This window comes from Staphylococcus shinii (genome assembly GCF_017583065.1).
GTDB classification, from domain to species: Bacteria; Bacillota; Bacilli; order Staphylococcales; family Staphylococcaceae; genus Staphylococcus; species Staphylococcus shinii.
Genome location: NZ_JAGEVL010000003.1, coordinates 195,694 through 210,952 on the forward strand (window position 1 = coordinate 195,694; position 15,259 = coordinate 210,952).

General features: G+C 34.5%; 14 protein-coding genes and 1 other annotated feature (1 of these 15 cut by a window edge). Of the genes, 1 reads left to right on the top strand and 13 read right to left on the bottom strand.

What is annotated here, in order from left to right:
- Nucleotides 1–191 precede the first annotated feature (191 nt).
- On the top strand, nucleotides 192–800 hold the full coding sequence (locus J5E45_RS04805) for a class I SAM-dependent methyltransferase (protein WP_069792630.1): 609 nt from the start codon (nucleotides 192–194) through the stop codon (nucleotides 798–800).
- A gap of 145 nt (nucleotides 801–945) precedes the next feature.
- On the opposite strand, the gene add is transcribed toward J5E45_RS04805, so the two are convergent.
- From add to J5E45_RS04870, 13 genes are all read right to left on the bottom strand, one after another.
- Entirely contained in the window at nucleotides 946–1,926 is a 981-nt protein-coding gene (gene add, locus J5E45_RS04810; RefSeq protein WP_119585269.1) for an adenosine deaminase, read from the bottom strand.
- Between the two features lie 326 nt (nucleotides 1,927–2,252).
- A complete protein-coding gene (locus J5E45_RS04815; RefSeq protein ID WP_069792632.1) occupies nucleotides 2,253–2,453 on the bottom strand; it encodes a hypothetical protein in 201 nt (66 codons plus the stop codon).
- A gap of 127 nt (nucleotides 2,454–2,580) precedes the next feature.
- Entirely contained in the window at nucleotides 2,581–3,180 is a 600-nt protein-coding gene (gene cysC, locus J5E45_RS04820; RefSeq protein WP_039067149.1) for an adenylyl-sulfate kinase, read from the bottom strand.
- A gap of 18 nt (nucleotides 3,181–3,198) precedes the next feature.
- Nucleotides 3,199–4,377: a sulfate adenylyltransferase gene (gene sat / locus J5E45_RS04825; RefSeq protein ID WP_208181694.1), complete on the bottom strand. Its 1,179-nt coding sequence runs from the start codon at nucleotides 4,375–4,377 to the stop codon at nucleotides 3,199–3,201.
- A 16-nt stretch (nucleotides 4,378–4,393) separates the two neighbouring features.
- Nucleotides 4,394–5,305 (bottom strand): sulfite exporter TauE/SafE family protein, encoded by a 912-nt coding sequence (locus J5E45_RS04830; RefSeq protein ID WP_208181695.1) that lies wholly within the window; start codon nucleotides 5,303–5,305, stop codon nucleotides 4,394–4,396.
- Between the two features lie 20 nt (nucleotides 5,306–5,325).
- Nucleotides 5,326–5,937: an NAD(P)-binding protein gene (locus tag J5E45_RS04835; protein ID WP_039067153.1), complete on the bottom strand. Its 612-nt coding sequence runs from the start codon at nucleotides 5,935–5,937 to the stop codon at nucleotides 5,326–5,328.
- A gap of 25 nt (nucleotides 5,938–5,962) precedes the next feature.
- Nucleotides 5,963–6,703 (bottom strand): sirohydrochlorin chelatase, encoded by a 741-nt coding sequence (locus J5E45_RS04840; RefSeq protein WP_107548618.1) that lies wholly within the window; start codon nucleotides 6,701–6,703, stop codon nucleotides 5,963–5,965.
- A 45-nt stretch (nucleotides 6,704–6,748) separates the two neighbouring features.
- The gene (gene cobA, locus J5E45_RS04845; RefSeq protein ID WP_039067156.1) at nucleotides 6,749–7,522 is read right to left on the bottom strand and encodes a uroporphyrinogen-III C-methyltransferase; all 774 of its coding nucleotides are present in this window, start codon (nucleotides 7,520–7,522) and stop codon (nucleotides 6,749–6,751) included.
- A 22-nt stretch (nucleotides 7,523–7,544) separates the two neighbouring features.
- Nucleotides 7,545–9,254 carry an NADPH-dependent assimilatory sulfite reductase hemoprotein subunit gene (locus tag J5E45_RS04850; protein WP_208181697.1) on the bottom strand — a complete coding sequence of 570 codons (1,710 nt, stop codon included), beginning with the start codon at nucleotides 9,252–9,254 and terminating at the stop codon, nucleotides 7,545–7,547.
- Nucleotides 9,255–9,269: 15 nt separating this feature from the next.
- Nucleotides 9,270–11,096 (bottom strand): assimilatory sulfite reductase (NADPH) flavoprotein subunit, encoded by a 1,827-nt coding sequence (locus J5E45_RS04855; protein ID WP_208181699.1) that lies wholly within the window; start codon nucleotides 11,094–11,096, stop codon nucleotides 9,270–9,272.
- A gap of 192 nt (nucleotides 11,097–11,288) precedes the next feature.
- On the bottom strand, nucleotides 11,289–12,017 hold the full coding sequence (locus J5E45_RS04860) for a phosphoadenylyl-sulfate reductase (RefSeq protein WP_039067160.1): 729 nt from the start codon (nucleotides 12,015–12,017) through the stop codon (nucleotides 11,289–11,291).
- 401 nt (nucleotides 12,018–12,418) lie between these two features.
- A complete protein-coding gene (locus J5E45_RS04865) occupies nucleotides 12,419–13,564 on the bottom strand; it encodes a globin domain-containing protein (RefSeq protein WP_208181701.1) in 1,146 nt (381 codons plus the stop codon).
- A gap of 420 nt (nucleotides 13,565–13,984) precedes the next feature.
- Nucleotides 13,985–14,866, bottom strand: a complete 882-nt coding sequence (locus J5E45_RS04870) for a ParB/RepB/Spo0J family partition protein (RefSeq protein ID WP_052253401.1) — start codon at nucleotides 14,864–14,866, stop codon at nucleotides 13,985–13,987.
- A gap of 145 nt (nucleotides 14,867–15,011) precedes the next feature.
- Nucleotides 15,012–15,259: a binding site (T-box leader), on the top strand (it continues 129 nt past the right edge of the window).

Below are 15,259 nucleotides of genomic sequence, written 5' to 3' on the forward strand. Positions count from 1 at the left end.
TATCTATAATTGATATATTTACACATAAAAGCATCTCACCGATGCTCTTTTAAAAAGTCTTTATACACTAAATAAAAAAATTGAGAAATATGAAATGCTATGCTAAAATCAATTAAAGACTTAAAGTATCTATAATAACCTTATAAGTAGAAAGTATATTCAAATCTACTTATAAACGAAGGAGCTTTTATTTGAACAAAGATCGTTTTGACCAAATTGCACAAAAATACGATGGACCAGAAAGAATACACCTCGCTCACATTATTACCCAAGCAATAACACAACAACTTAAAGATACAAACTATCAAACTCTGTTAGATTATGGTGGCGGAACAGGTCTTATAACTTTAAATATTGCAGATTATTTCGAAGCAGTTACACTCATGGACGCTTCCCCACAAATGGTAGATATTTTTGAACATAAGCTATCCGCTTCAAACCAAAGTTCTATTAAAACATTGGTAGGCGACGTACTTTTAGACGAAACAATACTCAATCACAAAAATTATGATGTTATTGTGCTCTCTTTAGTCTTACTGCACAGTGGTAACTATCAATTATTATTACAAAAGCTTTTTAATCATCTCAATAGCGGAGGTATGATAATACTTGTTGATTTTGATAAAAACGAAAATATTTATCATCCCAAAGTGTATAATGGCTTTAAACATACAGATATCATGAATGTCTTTAATGAATTAGGTCTAATAAGCCCACAGATTAATACTTTTTATAGTGGCGAAAAAATATTTATGAAGCAAGATGCAAGCTTATTTATAGCTACAGGCGTCAAACCATAGAATTTTATATTAACAAAAAGAAATCCCGAGACATAAATTAATGTCACGGGTTTTTAATTATCTAGAGAGTAGATGACCGTTGTCCTTGACTCTGAAATCAGTAATATCAAATAAATTCATAATTGTTTAAGTGTTTGTCATATATTTAAGAATGTAATTTTGCTTTTAGTGACAATTTTTCTATATCTGATAAAAAAGTATAGTTAATCGCGCGTTGATTAATGTATTCAATTTGTTCAAACGTAATCATTTTATTATTCACTAATAATTCATACTCTTCATTCAAGGAAGTTTGAGTAACCGTTCTATTATCAGTATTTATAAGAAATGGAATATCTTGTTCTAACAAATAAGGAATGTTTAATTCTTTTAAATCTGCAATCGCTTTTGTCTGAATATTACTTTTAGGACACATCTCTAATAATACATCCTGTGATCTTACAAACTGTAAGGCTTCTTCTTCTTGATTGATAGCCACGCCATGTCCAATGCGCTTTGCCCCTAATTTGATAGACTCTACCACGTTTTGCATACAACCACATTCACCTGCATGCAACGTGAGGTTGAAGCCTTGATCTAAGGCATATTGAATAGGCGAGGCTATATCATTAGGTGGGAAAGCTGCCTCAGGACCAGCGAAATCAATACCACTGATGACTTTACTATCGTATTTTTGAATAAAATCGAAAAGTGCTTTATTGACTTCGGATGCATGCTGTCGCATTGCACAAACTAATAAGTTAACTTGGATATCCAACGTGTTAATAGCTTCTTTCACACCTAATTCAACTGCTTCTAACACTTCAGTTAATGTTAACCCTAAGTCCATATGAAATCGTGGTGCGAACCTAATTTCAATATATTTCACATTATCCCGTTTCGCCTGTTGCGCAACATCGACAACTGCTCTTGTTAAAGCATCATGTGTCTGTAAAACTTTTAATATTTCATCAAAACATTGCAAATATTCATCTAAACTCTCACAATTACTACTCACAAATAGATGCTCTTCGTTTAAATCGATGCCTTGCTCCATCGCTAATTGTCTAATCAACTCAACACTAGTAGAACCATCTAGATGGCAATGTAATTCAACTTTAGGGATATCCTGTATAGTTTTATTCATATATGCCTTACCTGCCTTACCTCTCAAATGTCACCATTAATTTTTAATACGGAAACAAAAAGATTTTTTAAAAATTTTATCTATACACTATATCACGACGTTAAACACAATACTATAAACGCATATAATAAAAGGGGATTTATTTTGAATAAAATCACACAATATAACATGTATTCTAATTTATGTCATTACATTACTAAACAGCATAATTCAAAATAAAAATACTGCCAACAAGCCTTCAGACTCAGTCGACAGTATTGTAATTGTGTAAAAATAAATAAATTAAAGCAATTTTTATATGTATAACATATAAAGCGTTAGCATTACTACACGCCCCCTAAGTAGCCTATAGTAACTAATGAAATGCCTAAACCTAAAAAGCATATACAAAGTAAGATGACGATGATTTTCAATTCAATCATGAAATATTTTCTACTTTGTCCCTTATTAACAAGCAACACACCTATAACAATAACTATAATAAAGATTATAATTAAAGTATATGCAATAATATTTAATATGGCCATCCCATCTTCCCCTTTTACAGTTATACATAAGTCTTATTTTGAAATCTTTATTGCGTTGTTAAGCTACTAAGCACATAATGCTAAGCCAAGCTTAGCTTGTAAGACTGAAATTTGTACGCTTTACAAATTAAATATATTGATGTGTTTTTAAATAATCGATAATTTGAGCGACTGCCTCTTCCACACTATATTGCTCTGTATCTATTACAATTTCTGGATTTTGTGGTTCTTCATACGGTGCATTTATACCTGTAAATCCTTGAATCTCACCATTACGTGCTTTTTTATATAATCCTTTAGGGTCTCTTGATTCACATTCATCTAGGCTACATGAAGTGTAAACCTCTATAAATTCATCTTCTGCTAATAGTTCACGGACCACTTCTCGATCTGCTTGATAAGGTGAAATAAACGCCGTTACGGTCACTAATCCAGCGTCAACCATAAGTTTACTCACTTCACCGATACGACGAATATTTTCCGTACGATCGTCTGGACTAAATCCGAGATTTTTATTTAGACCATGTCTCACATTATCTCCATCTAAACGATAAGTATGAACTTGTTGATTATATAAAGCTTTTTCCAATGCTACAGAAATTGTCGATTTACCTGACCCTGATAATCCGGTAAACCAAATGACTGCACTTTTATGATTTTTACGTTGTTGTCTTTCTTCTTTAGTTACTTCTGACGCATGCCAAGTAATATTTTTTGAAGTAGTCATGACCAAGCTCCTTTAAAATTATTTTTCTTGTAAACCTTTAATAAGTACTGCTGCTACTTCAGGTCTTGAAAATTCTTTAGGTAACGATTCACCTTTTTTTAATTTTTCACGGACTTTTGTACCACTTAGATGCAAGTGTGATGAAGCATCATGTGGACATGTCTTCGCTGTTGCCATATTTTCACAAGATTTACAGTAGAAAGCGTGCTCAAACTTCAAAATCTGTATTCCTAACTCTGCTTCATATTGTGCAATTAATTCTTGTGCTTCATATGTACCATAATAATCACCCACGCCAGCATGATCACGACCAACAATAAAGTGGGTACAGCCATAATTTTTACGGACTGTCGCATGTAATATCGCTTCTCTTGGTCCCGCATAGCGCATTGCTGCTGGATAGATTACTAAGCGTGTTCTATTTTCTGGGTAATAATTTTCGAGAATAACTTCGTAACTTTCCATTCGTACTTCGGCTGGAATATCATCAGATTTCGTTTCTCCTACTAAAGGATTTAATAGAAGTCCATCTACCGACTCTAATGCGGCTTTCTGAATATATTCATGTGCACGGTGTACTGGATTACGTGTTTGGAAACCAACAATTGTCTTCCAATTTAAATCGTAGAATAGTTGTCTCGTTTCTGCTGGATCTAAATGGTAATCTACAAAATCATCATGTTTAGGTCTATCTAATAAATGAATCGGTCCAGCTAAATTTACACTACCTTTTTCATAAACTTTTGCTACACCTGGATGTTCTACATCTGTTGTTCCATATACAAATTGCGCTTCTTTCTCTTTGTCATAAGTATACTTCTCTTCTAGTTCAAGAACGCCGTATAAATGATTGTCTTCGCCATATAAAGCGATGCGCGAACCTATTTCAAGTTCATTAGCTTTATCCTCAGTCACCGGTAAAGTGATTGGGATACTCCATACTAAACCATTACTCAAATGCAAGTTCTCTACTACTTCAGTATAGTCTACTTCATTCATAAACCCTGTTAACGGACTAAAACCACCGATACCAATAAGTTCTAAATCTGATAAACTCCATGGATTTAATGTAATAGCCGGTAACGAATCTACTACTGTTAGCAACTCCTCTTTTAAACTTGTATCTGCTTCTCTATTGATTAATGTTCCACCATGTGGTTGAATTGTATTTTCTTTAATTTCTTTAGTTAATGGCAATTGAAAAACTCCTTTTTTAATCTACTTCATGCGCGTTGACATTTGTATTATTTTTAGTGAAGATAAATGGTAATTTCTTATTTTGATATAAAGTGAAGAATAATAAACCAATCCAAATAACGATTAACGCTATTTTTACAGACATTGAAACTATGGGACTAGCTTCAAATACACTTAATAAAGAACTACTATTTGTAAAAATTATTAATCCACTGACACAAACAGCTAAAATATTCATAGGTAAAATCTTAACTAAATAAGCTGCAAATGGTGCTGCTATTAAACCACCAACACTTAATGCAATTACTAAGCCCCAGTTAATTTGGCTCCATCCTAAAAAGATAATGAAACTAATAGAAGCTGAAACAGTTACAAAAAATTCACTCGCTGAAACTGTACCTATTGCATATCTTGGTTCTAATTTTTTCTGGGCTAATAGCAATGGCGTATTAACCGGTCCCCAGCCGCCACCACCAACAGAATCTAGAAAACCTGCAACTGCGCCTTGTGGAATCATCGAATATTTCCCAATGGTTGAAGGTTCTTTAATTTCATGTTTATTTCGTTTATATAAAAATTGATATAAAATGTAAAAGCCCATCATTAATAAAAATATCGCGATAAATGGTTTGATAAATTCACTGTGAATATGGCTCAAAAATGCTGCACCTATAAAAGCCGTTACAGCACCTGGAAGTGCCAATTTAATCATCGTTGGCTTGTGTACATTATCAAACTTCCAATGTGATGTACCAGAAGCAGCTGTTGTCGCAATTTCTGAAAAATGTATGGTTGCAGAAACGATAGCTGGCGCTACGCCAAATGTTAATAGTATAGATGAGGAAGAGGCGCCAAAGCCCATTCCAAGTGAGCCATCAATTAATTGTGCAAGAAAACCTGCAAGTGCAAATATAAATAGTTTATTCATGCGTCGTACTCCTTCCGACTCTACTTCATTGATTCAAGCCTTTTTATCATTTCAAGTTGCTTATTTTTCTCTCTATATGGCTGAGTTAAAACCATTTTCAAAAAGTATTCCTTTTGGCTCATAGACAATTGTGTTTGCTTAATCTGTTGTCTACATTCATATAAAAAATCAACATAGTCTTCATAACTACTATCAAAACGTTCTTTAAATTCTGATAAAATTTGTGCTGTTAGCTTAGGGCTAGCACCATTAGTAGAAATACTCAGTGTCAACTTTCCGCGACGCAATATACTTGGAAATACAACATCACCTTTCTCGGCATCGGATGTCATATTAATAAATGCATGCTGAGGTTTTGAAGCTAGAATTTGTTGGTTAACTTCGCTACTATTGGTTGCAACGATGATCAAATCCGCCTGTTTTATATCTTTTGCTTCGAATGATTTTGCATGCCAATGTACGCCGTTTTGATCAACCATGTGACGTAAATGCTCGGAAATCGTAGGGCTAATGATGTGAATGTCTGTCGCATAATGCACTAAAGTACTAACTCTACGTTCAGCAACTTTGCCACCACCAACGACAACAATTTGCTTTTGAGAAATATCTATCATAAGTGGTATAAATGGCATAACATCACTTCCTTCTTAGATTGAATTACTGAGTCACATATTCAAAAGTCTCTTCAACACGTTCTTTTAATGCATCTTGCAAATGTTTATGATTACCTAACCGTTTACAGAGTATAATCTCTTTGGCATTCCCATATTCAACAACTTTCTTAGAAATCTGTTGATCTAGTATGCCTGTAAACCATATATAAGGCACAATATAAATTTGTGAACATTCTGAATGAACAGCATTATGCAAAGCTTCTTCAAAGGAAGGCTTACAAGCAGCTAAATAACATGTTTCGATATCACTAAATCCAGTTTGCTCCTGCAATTGAGACTTAATTGTCTCTACATCTATTTGAGTTTGTGGGTTATAACTACCTCTACCAATGATGAGCACTTTGGCATCGGCTTTTGGCGTAACACCTGATGCTTCAATCCTCTGTTTTAAAATTTCAGTCAATCTTGGTTGCACGCCTAAAGGTTCACCATAAGTAACATGGACGTTGGGATGTTTTTGTTGATTACGTTCAATTTCTGCTGGAATGTCCTTGAAATAGTGACCAGCGCTTAATAACAATACAGGTATCACTGAAATTTCAGTTGCGCCTTTATCAACTAAGCGTTGGAATCCTTGTGATAAGTCTGGGCTTGTTAATTCTAAAAAACAGGTCTCTTGCAGGGCCACATCAACTTGTACTTTTACTAAATCAATAAATGCTTTAGCTTCATTGACAGCATCGGGTACTCTACTACCGTGACTTACATATAAGACGCCTCGCATACTTACCCCTCCGTTTCTAGCGCTCTCAATAACACTGGTTCTACGTTATTGATATGTTAGTTTCGCTACTGCTGATTCAACTGGCATCTCTTCAAACCAGCTAATACGCTCTCTTAATTTGACCACTTCACCGACAACAATCATTGCAGGGTTTTCAATGTCTTTTGCTATTTCCACAATATTTGATAACGTCCCTACCACAGTCTTTTGAAATTCTGAAGTTCCTAAACGTACTAGAGCAACAGGGGTATCAGTAGCGCGGCCATGTTTGATCAACAACTCACTAATTTCAGGTAATTTTTTAACACCCATATAAATACATAGTGTTTCTGGCCCTAGGGCAAGGTGCTTCCAATAACTATCTTTATCTATATTTTTATTAATAACACCTGTAACAAATGCTACGGATGAACTATAGTCACGATGTGTTACTGGAATACCTGCGTATGCTGGTGCCGCTACGCCAGAAGTTATGCCAGGGACAATTTCAAATGGAACATGGTGCTCAGCTAATATTTCCGCTTCTTCTCCACCTCTACCAAAGATAAAAGGATCGCCACCTTTTAACCTTGTTACTACTTGTCCTTTTTTAGCTAAATTCACGAGTAATTTATTCGTGTCTTCTTGTGGCAACGAATGGCGATTAGGATCTTTACCACAGTACATAAATTTTGCTGTGGGTGATGCATGAGTTAACAATTCTTTATTCACCAATCGGTCATACAAGATTACATCTGCTTGTTCAATTGCTTTTAATCCTTTGACTGTAATCAGATCAGGATCTCCAGGCCCTGCGCCTACTAAAAATACTTTGCCCATCCTGTCACCACTTTCTCAAATTTTAACTATGGAACGTCTGTCCATCTCTTACTTCTTCAACAATTCCTGCACGTACAACGAAATCTCCGAAATGCTCTCCTTCAGTTCTTTCTTTTGCATATTGGATTAGTATTGGTTTTAAATTTTCTAATATTTCGGCTTCACCAATATTTTCTTTGTAGATTTTATTTAATCTATCGCCTGTAAATCCTCCACCCAAATACATATTATATTTGCCTGGGCCTTTACCAATAAAAGCAATTTCTGCTAATGCTGGTCTCGCACAACCATTTGGACATCCAGTCATTCTAATCGTAATTTCTTCTTCGTTTAATCCCGCTTCATCAAGTAAGTTTTCAATTTTACTAATGAGAGAAGGTAGGTATCTTTCTGATTCTGCCATGGCTAGACCACATGTTGGGAATGCCACACAAGCCATAGAATTTCGTCTCAGACCTGTATAATTTTCACCATCTGTAATGCCATACTCAGCGATAATTTTTTCGATTTCGGTTTTTTTATCTGCAGACACATTAGCAATGACTAAGTTCTGGTTGGGCGTTAACCTAAAATCACCTGTATGAATTTCTGCTATGTTTCTTAATGCAGTTTTTAATTTATATTCTTCAGTGTCTTTGACGCGCCCATTTTGAACAAATAATGTATAGTGCCATTGGCCACTGCCTTCTGTCCAACCATAGCGGTCGCCATTGTCATCAAAGTGATATGGACGTGACTCTTCTAATTTCCAGCCTAAACGGTTATTGATTTCATTTTTAATCCAATCAACACCAAGTCTATCTACCGTATATTTAAAGCGGGCATTCGTACGTACTTCACGATTACCGTAATCTCTTTGAACGGTTAATATCTTTTCACAGACATCTACGACTTCTTCTTTCGGGAAGTATCCGATAAGACGTCCGACTTGTGGGTATGTGGCCGTATCACCATGTTTCATGCCCATGCCACCACCGACAGTAATATTGAATCCAACAAGTTCATCGTTTTCTAAAATGGCAATCAAGCCGATATCTTGAGAGTACACATCTATATCATTTGATGGAGGCACCGCTATACCAATCTTAAATTTACGTGGAAGATATGTTTTACCATAGATTGGCTCAGGCTCTTCATCACTTGTATCCAAAACTTTTTCACCATCTAACCAAATCTCATGATATGCCTGTGTCTTAGGCGAAAGGTGTCGACTAATATCGCTTGCGATTTGATTAACTTCACTATGCACATCGGATTGGTAGGGGTTAGGGTTGCACATCACGTTACGATTCACGTCTCCACATGCTGCGAGTGTATCTAGTAACGATTGATTGATGTCTTTCATCGTTTGTTTTAAGTTATGTTTTAAAATGCCATGAAATTGAAATGCTTGTCTTGTTGTTAATTTTATTGTGTTATTCGCATAGGTGTTTGCGATATCATCCATCGCAATCCATTGATCTGCTGTCGAAGCACCGCCTGGCGCACGCACTCTAATCATAAAGCTATAAGCAGGCTCTAACTTTTGTTTTCTACGTTCATCACGAATATCTCTATCGTCTTGCATGTAACTACCATGGAATTTTAATAGTTTCGTGTCTTCTTCAGCGATTGCACCTGTCACTCTATCTGCTAAACCTTCGACAATCGAACCACGAAGATAATCACTGTCTGTTTTAATACGTTCCATTTCATCGAGTTTGTCTGAAAAATTCACTTTTGTTTCAGCCATATCATCATCCCTCTCTTAATAAACATCTCTTTGATAACGTTTGTCTTTTTTCATTTGAGTAAGATACGCTTCTGCATCTGTTTCAGACATGCCACCTTCTTGTTCCAAAACATAACGTATGGTTTCATGTACATCTTTTGCCATATTTTTTTCGTCACCACAAACATATAGGGCAGCGCCATCTATCAACCATTTATAAAACGCTTCGCTTTGCTCTGCAATGCGGTGTTGAACATATACTTTTTCATCAGTATCACGTGAAAAAGCCACGTCTAATTTTGATAGTGTTTCGTCTTTCAACCATGCTTGCCATTCCGTTTGATATAAAAAGTCTGTAGTGAAATATTGTTCACCAAAGAATAGCCATGTATTACCAGATAACCCTAACTCTTCACGTTCTTGTAAATATGATCTAAACGGCGCTACGCCTGTACCAGGACCAATCATTATTACAGGTGTTGTTTCGTCAAATGGGAATTTGAAATTTGGATTTTTCTTTAAATATATTGGAATTGTATCTCCCGGTTGTATACGTTCAGCTAATTGTACTGAACACACACCATTACGAGCTCGTTCATGCGCTTCGTATCTAACTGCGCCAACAGTTATATGAACCTCATCAGGCGTTGCTTCGTAACTACTTGCTATAGAATATTCTCTTGGTGGTAATTTTCTTAGGAATTTATATAAGTTTCCAGGACTTAAATTTGTTGCTGGGAATGCATTTAATAGGTCTATAACATCACGGCCATCAATGTATTGTTGTATCCACTCAGCATCTTCTACCTGTGCAAGTAATTCGGTATTTCCAAATAACTCAGCTGCTTTTTGTAATAATGGTTTCGTTAATTTTGTAACTTCAAAGTGTTCTGTTAATGCTTTTTCTAAAGTTAATGTATCACCATCGTCATTAATAGTTACCTCTGTATCTTTGTCCCAGCCTAATGTCTCGGTTAATAATGACACTATCTCTGGATCGTTTTGAGGTAAGACTACGACACAATCTCCAGGTTCAAATGATTCTCCATAGTTGTCTAATAACAACTCAATGTGTCTAACTTCTTTGTTAGATCCTCTGCCATTGAGGTTAATATTTTCTAACACTTCAGCTTGATATGGGTTTGCTTTGGTATAACGTTTTTCTTTTGCTGATTGTACAGTTTCAGTAGATGTCACTGTTGGCTCATTACCAGAAGATTGATTGATTATTTCAATATTGGTATTCATCCATTTTTCTGCTAATTCATCAAAATCTAAATCACAATCTTGTCTTTCAGCTAACTGCTCAGCACCTAACTCTAGTAATCTAGCATCAAAATCCTTACCAGTTTGGCAGAAATATTCATACGATTCGTCACCTAAAGCTAATACTGAGAACCTTACATTTTCTAGTTTCGGTGCCTTACGACTATGTATAAATTCATGGAATGTAAGTGCATTATCTGGAGGATCACCTTCACCATGTGTTGCAGTAATGACAAATAAATCCTCTACTTTTTTCAATTCTTTTGGTTTAAATTCGTCCATCGCTGTTAATTTCACAGTATGGTTTTGTTCGACAAGACGGTCGGCAAATATTTCAGCTAAACTCTGTGCGTTACCTGTTTCGGAGCCATAAACGACGGTGATGTGACGATTATTCACTTCTGTTTCTGATTCAGAATTCAATACATATTCTGCTACTTGTTGTGGCACCTCAGATGCTGATTCTTGCGTGGTTTGTTGTGCCGTAAGATAGCCACTTAGCCAAATTTGTTGTTCTGCTGTTAATGTTTGAAAAATTTGATTTAATTGCGCCGCCTGTTCCGCGTCAAAAGGGCTATTTGATACTGATAAATTCACAATGCGTTCACCTCAATTTTTATTTTTAAAGCCATGGATATTTAAATTTTTTATTTCTTTGCTTTTAACATTAATTTTTAAATACTAATTAATAGGGGAATATTTAAAAATAACATAATATTCGATGTTATGATTCTTTATATACCCGATACGAATACTAGGGTATTGGTACAAAAAAATTTCTAACCTCAGTTATGGTTTATTAGTGGTATGAAGACCACATTCTGTTTTGGTAGAATTACTCCATCTGCCTGCTCTTGAGTCTCCTGAACCTGACACAGCTGCTGTACACGGGATACAACCAATACTCGGATAATTAAAATCATGTAATTCGTTATAATGTAAATCATATTTTTTGATATATGCCCATACATCGTCCCACGTCCAATGGATTAGTGGACACACTTTAACAGACTTAAATCGCTCATCTTTATTAATAAAATTAGTAGATTGACGACTTGGTGATTGCTCTCTTCTTAATCCTGAAACCCAAGCTGTCGCACCAGACAACACTTCTTCTAGTGGTTTAATTTTACGAATGTAACAACATTGATTTGGATCATTCTTCCAGAGTGCTGGATTAAATTGATCCGCCTGTTCTTCTAAAGTAAGATCTGGCTGTTTAAGTTTTATATTCAATTCTGGATAACGTGCTTTAACACGATCTATTAAATCATATGTCTCTTGGAAATGAAGGTTTGTATCTAAGAATACAATTTCAGCATCTTTTTTCACACTGTAAATTAAATCAATTAAAATCATACCTTCAGCACCAAAGCTACATGAATATATAATAGAATCGCCATATGTTTCGTATGCCCATGCGATTACCTCACGAGCGCCTTTCGTTTCATCTGTGATATCTAATGTATCAAAAGCGTTTGGCTTAAAGTTCTCATACGTAATTTTTGCTTCTGACATGAATGGGTCATCCCCTTTTCTTTTAATGTGCGTTGATTAAAAGTTCACGTTACATTTATTTTTAGAATTATTCGAAAATAATTATGTTAAACACTTTACCCACTGAAATTTTTTATGTCAAGTTCATCTTTTAATAATTCAAAATGTTAAAATTCTACTAATTATATTAAATGAAATCGCTTTATAAACCTATTTAAAAACGTTTTTCAATAATTATTTTAAAAAAATAATTATAATAATCTACTGCTTGCAATATCGCTCAAACGTGCGGTTTTATAGTATTTTTATATTTTTTGAAAAATTTTAAAATTTTTATAATAATTCTAATTTAAAACCAAAAATACCAACAAACATTTGAATGCTTGTTGGTATTTAGTAATTTTTTATTTTATACGCACTAATTAAACAGAAAAGCTTAGTCTTGGAATGAATGTTTCAAAATGAACATGATCCATTGAAATATTCAACGATTGTAATTCAGCAATCATCGCTTTCAGGAATGAATTTCCTCCACATACGTACACCTCAGTATTTTCATCTACATACTCGCTCAATTGCTCCGTTTCAATAAATCCGTCACTATCGCGAAAATGCTTAATAAAAGTAGCATATTCTGATTGCTCAGTTATTTGATTTAATTTTTCTTCAAAAGCGACGTTTTCTGCATTTGATGTTGATTGTAAGAATATTGCAGGCGTGCCAGCTTTAATTGCTTCATCATACATTGAAACAAGTGGTGTGACACCTACGCCAGAACCTAAAAACAATTGTTTAGCCAATTTATTTTCCAATTTAAAACCGCCAACGGGTGCAGATAAATTTAATGTGTCACCAACAGAAACTTCATCATGTAAAATCGTTGATACTTCACCTTCATGTGTTTCTGTCACATCTCTTCTGACACCAAAAGTTAAGAAATCCGTGCCGCCATCGACAATAGAATAATGTCTTTTAGCTTGGTATGGTAATTTATCGCTAGAAACGTCTACAGTGATGTACTGACCAGGTACAAATTGACTCAAATCTATTTCGTCGGATTTAACGGTAAATGATTTAATTAATTCTGTTTCCTTCGTAATTTGCGTAACTTCAAACGGTTTAAAACCTTCCCATGCCATGTGGTTATATACTTCTTTCTCTAAACCAATAAACGCATCAGCAATTTCATCATACGCTTTTACCCAAGCTTGAATAATTGGGTCTTCATCTTTCAACCCAGTTACTTCTTCAATGGCCCAAATTAAATTTTCACCGACAATTGGATAATGTTCTGGTTTAACTTGTAATGCGCAATGTTTATACACGACTGGCATAATGGCCGGCACAATCGGTGTTAAATCTTCAATATTTTCTGCTGCAGCAACTACAGCCATTGCTAAAGCAGAAGATTGTAATCCTCTTTTTTGATTCGTTTGATTAAATACATTTTTCAATTCTGGGTGTTCTTCAAATAATCTTTTATAAAAAATCGCAGTAATATCTTGCCCTTTTTCTTTAAGTAATGGTATCGTTTCTCTAATTGTTTGAATCTCTGTCTCGCTTAACATTTGACCCCTCCTACCTAGTTCTATATTCCCATTATTAATCGAGTTAAATTACCTTGCAACATTACATAATTAAATTCACAAAATTATCACATGCTATATTCATAAGTTTGTAACTTATTTATTTTTCACAATTAATTTGCTGTAATAAAAAATTTAACGTCTAATTTATATTTCATTAATGTGTCTCAAATTGTAAAAACTCTTGGAATTAATCAACTATATTTTTTTAAAGTAGCGTAGTTGATGAGATTAATGAAACTAACTAGTAGTGCGTAATCATTATATTGTCTGTAAATATCATGTTTAAAATTGTGTTTCTAAAAATAGAAAAAGACAGAAATCATATTGTTCTAAAATGATTTCTGTCATATTTCTTAAGTATAAATTCTAAATCTATAGTTTGAATCATCAGTATGTTAACTAACCGTTGTTATACTTATTATTCAATTGATGTATCAAGCGTTTAAACTCTACTTCAGATTTAAATTCAAAAGTAATTTGACCTTTAGTCTTGTTTGTAGAAATAGCTACACTAGTACCATATTGCTCTTTTAGTTGTCGCTCTTGTTGCCTAATAAATTTAGGCTTAGTAATTTTTGCGTTTTCAGTTGCATGGCTCTTTTTCTCACTGAAATGCGTTGTTACATATTGCTCTAATTCTCTTACACTCCAAGACTCCCGGTGGGCTTTGTTAGCGATTTGTTGCATTTTTTGTGTATCTTTGACAATCAATAAAGTGCGGCCATGTGCGCCAGATAACGAACCATTTTTCACCATATTGGAGACTGATTGAGGCAAGTGCAATAATCGTAACATATTTGCGATGTAAGGCCTTGATTTACTTAAACGTTGTGCAACGGCTTGTTGTGTTAAGTTTAGATCATCCATCAATTTGCGGTAACTTTCTGCTTCTTCAATTGCATTTAAATCTTCACGTTGTAAATTTTCTATAATAGCTAGTTCCATCATATCTTCGTCTGTTAGTGATTTTACGATTGCAGGAACTTCTTTTAAGCCTGCAATACCAGCTGCTCTGAAACGTCTTTCACCCACTACAATATTATAACCAGCAATTGTTTTTCTTAATACGATAGGTTGAAGGATACCGTGTAATTTAATAGATTCAGCAAGGTCTTTTAAACGTTCTTCATCAAATGTTTTTCGAGGTTGATATGGATTAGCTTTAATGTCTTGAATTTTTATATTTTGAACTTTTGCATCTGCTTCTAAAATTAATCGTTGATCTTGTTCATTTTCGATTTTAAAACACCCACTTCCCTTGTTATCACCAAATTGATACATATACTCATATACTTATTATATCATCACTGCAACACCATAAAATACAGCTAACAAAATTTAGTTTAATCTAAATTTTCAGAAAAGTTATTGACAAATATAATTTTAATGTGTAACCTTGGGTATATCAAATTCGTAATGACATATTTCACACACAGTAACAAGGAAAGTAAAACTTACACTGCTGACACAGAGAGTCTTTGATACGCTGAAAGAAGACACGGAAAGAAAGTTTGAAAATGGCCTTTGAGTGTTGATGCCAATATGAGGTATCAACGGGATCGCCCGTTATAGCGATACAGTATTAACATTTTGTTAAATGGCGTACTGGATTTTCCACACGTCGTATATTTCGTTAATACTCATTTTATTCCAACATAAGATGAGTTTTTATTT

Bases quoted from the DNA above. Each gene is read 5' to 3' on its own strand.
- add (WP_119585269.1), bottom strand. From the start codon at position 1,926: ATGAATAAAACTATACAGGATATCCCTAAAGTTGAATTACATTGCCAT.
- J5E45_RS04815 (WP_069792632.1), bottom strand. From the start codon at position 2,453: ATGGCCATATTAAATATTATTGCATATACTTTAATTATAATCTTTATT.
- cysC (WP_039067149.1), bottom strand. From the start codon at position 3,180: ATGACTACTTCAAAAAATATTACTTGGCATGCGTCAGAAGTAACTAAA.
- J5E45_RS04830 (WP_208181695.1), bottom strand. From the start codon at position 5,305: ATGAATAAACTATTTATATTTGCACTTGCAGGTTTTCTTGCACAATTA.
- J5E45_RS04835 (WP_039067153.1), bottom strand. From the start codon at position 5,937: ATGCCATTTATACCACTTATGATAGATATTTCTCAAAAGCAAATTGTT.
- J5E45_RS04840 (WP_107548618.1), bottom strand. From the start codon at position 6,703: ATGCGAGGCGTCTTATATGTAAGTCACGGTAGTAGAGTACCCGATGCT.
- cobA (WP_039067156.1), bottom strand. From the start codon at position 7,522: ATGGGCAAAGTATTTTTAGTAGGCGCAGGGCCTGGAGATCCTGATCTG.
- J5E45_RS04850 (WP_208181697.1), bottom strand. From the start codon at position 9,254: ATGGCTGAAACAAAAGTGAATTTTTCAGACAAACTCGATGAAATGGAA.
- J5E45_RS04860 (WP_039067160.1), bottom strand. From the start codon at position 12,017: ATGTCAGAAGCAAAAATTACGTATGAGAACTTTAAGCCAAACGCTTTT.
- J5E45_RS04865 (WP_208181701.1), bottom strand. From the start codon at position 13,564: ATGTTAAGCGAGACAGAGATTCAAACAATTAGAGAAACGATACCATTA.
- J5E45_RS04870 (WP_052253401.1), bottom strand. From the start codon at position 14,866: ATGTATCAATTTGGTGATAACAAGGGAAGTGGGTGTTTTAAAATCGAA.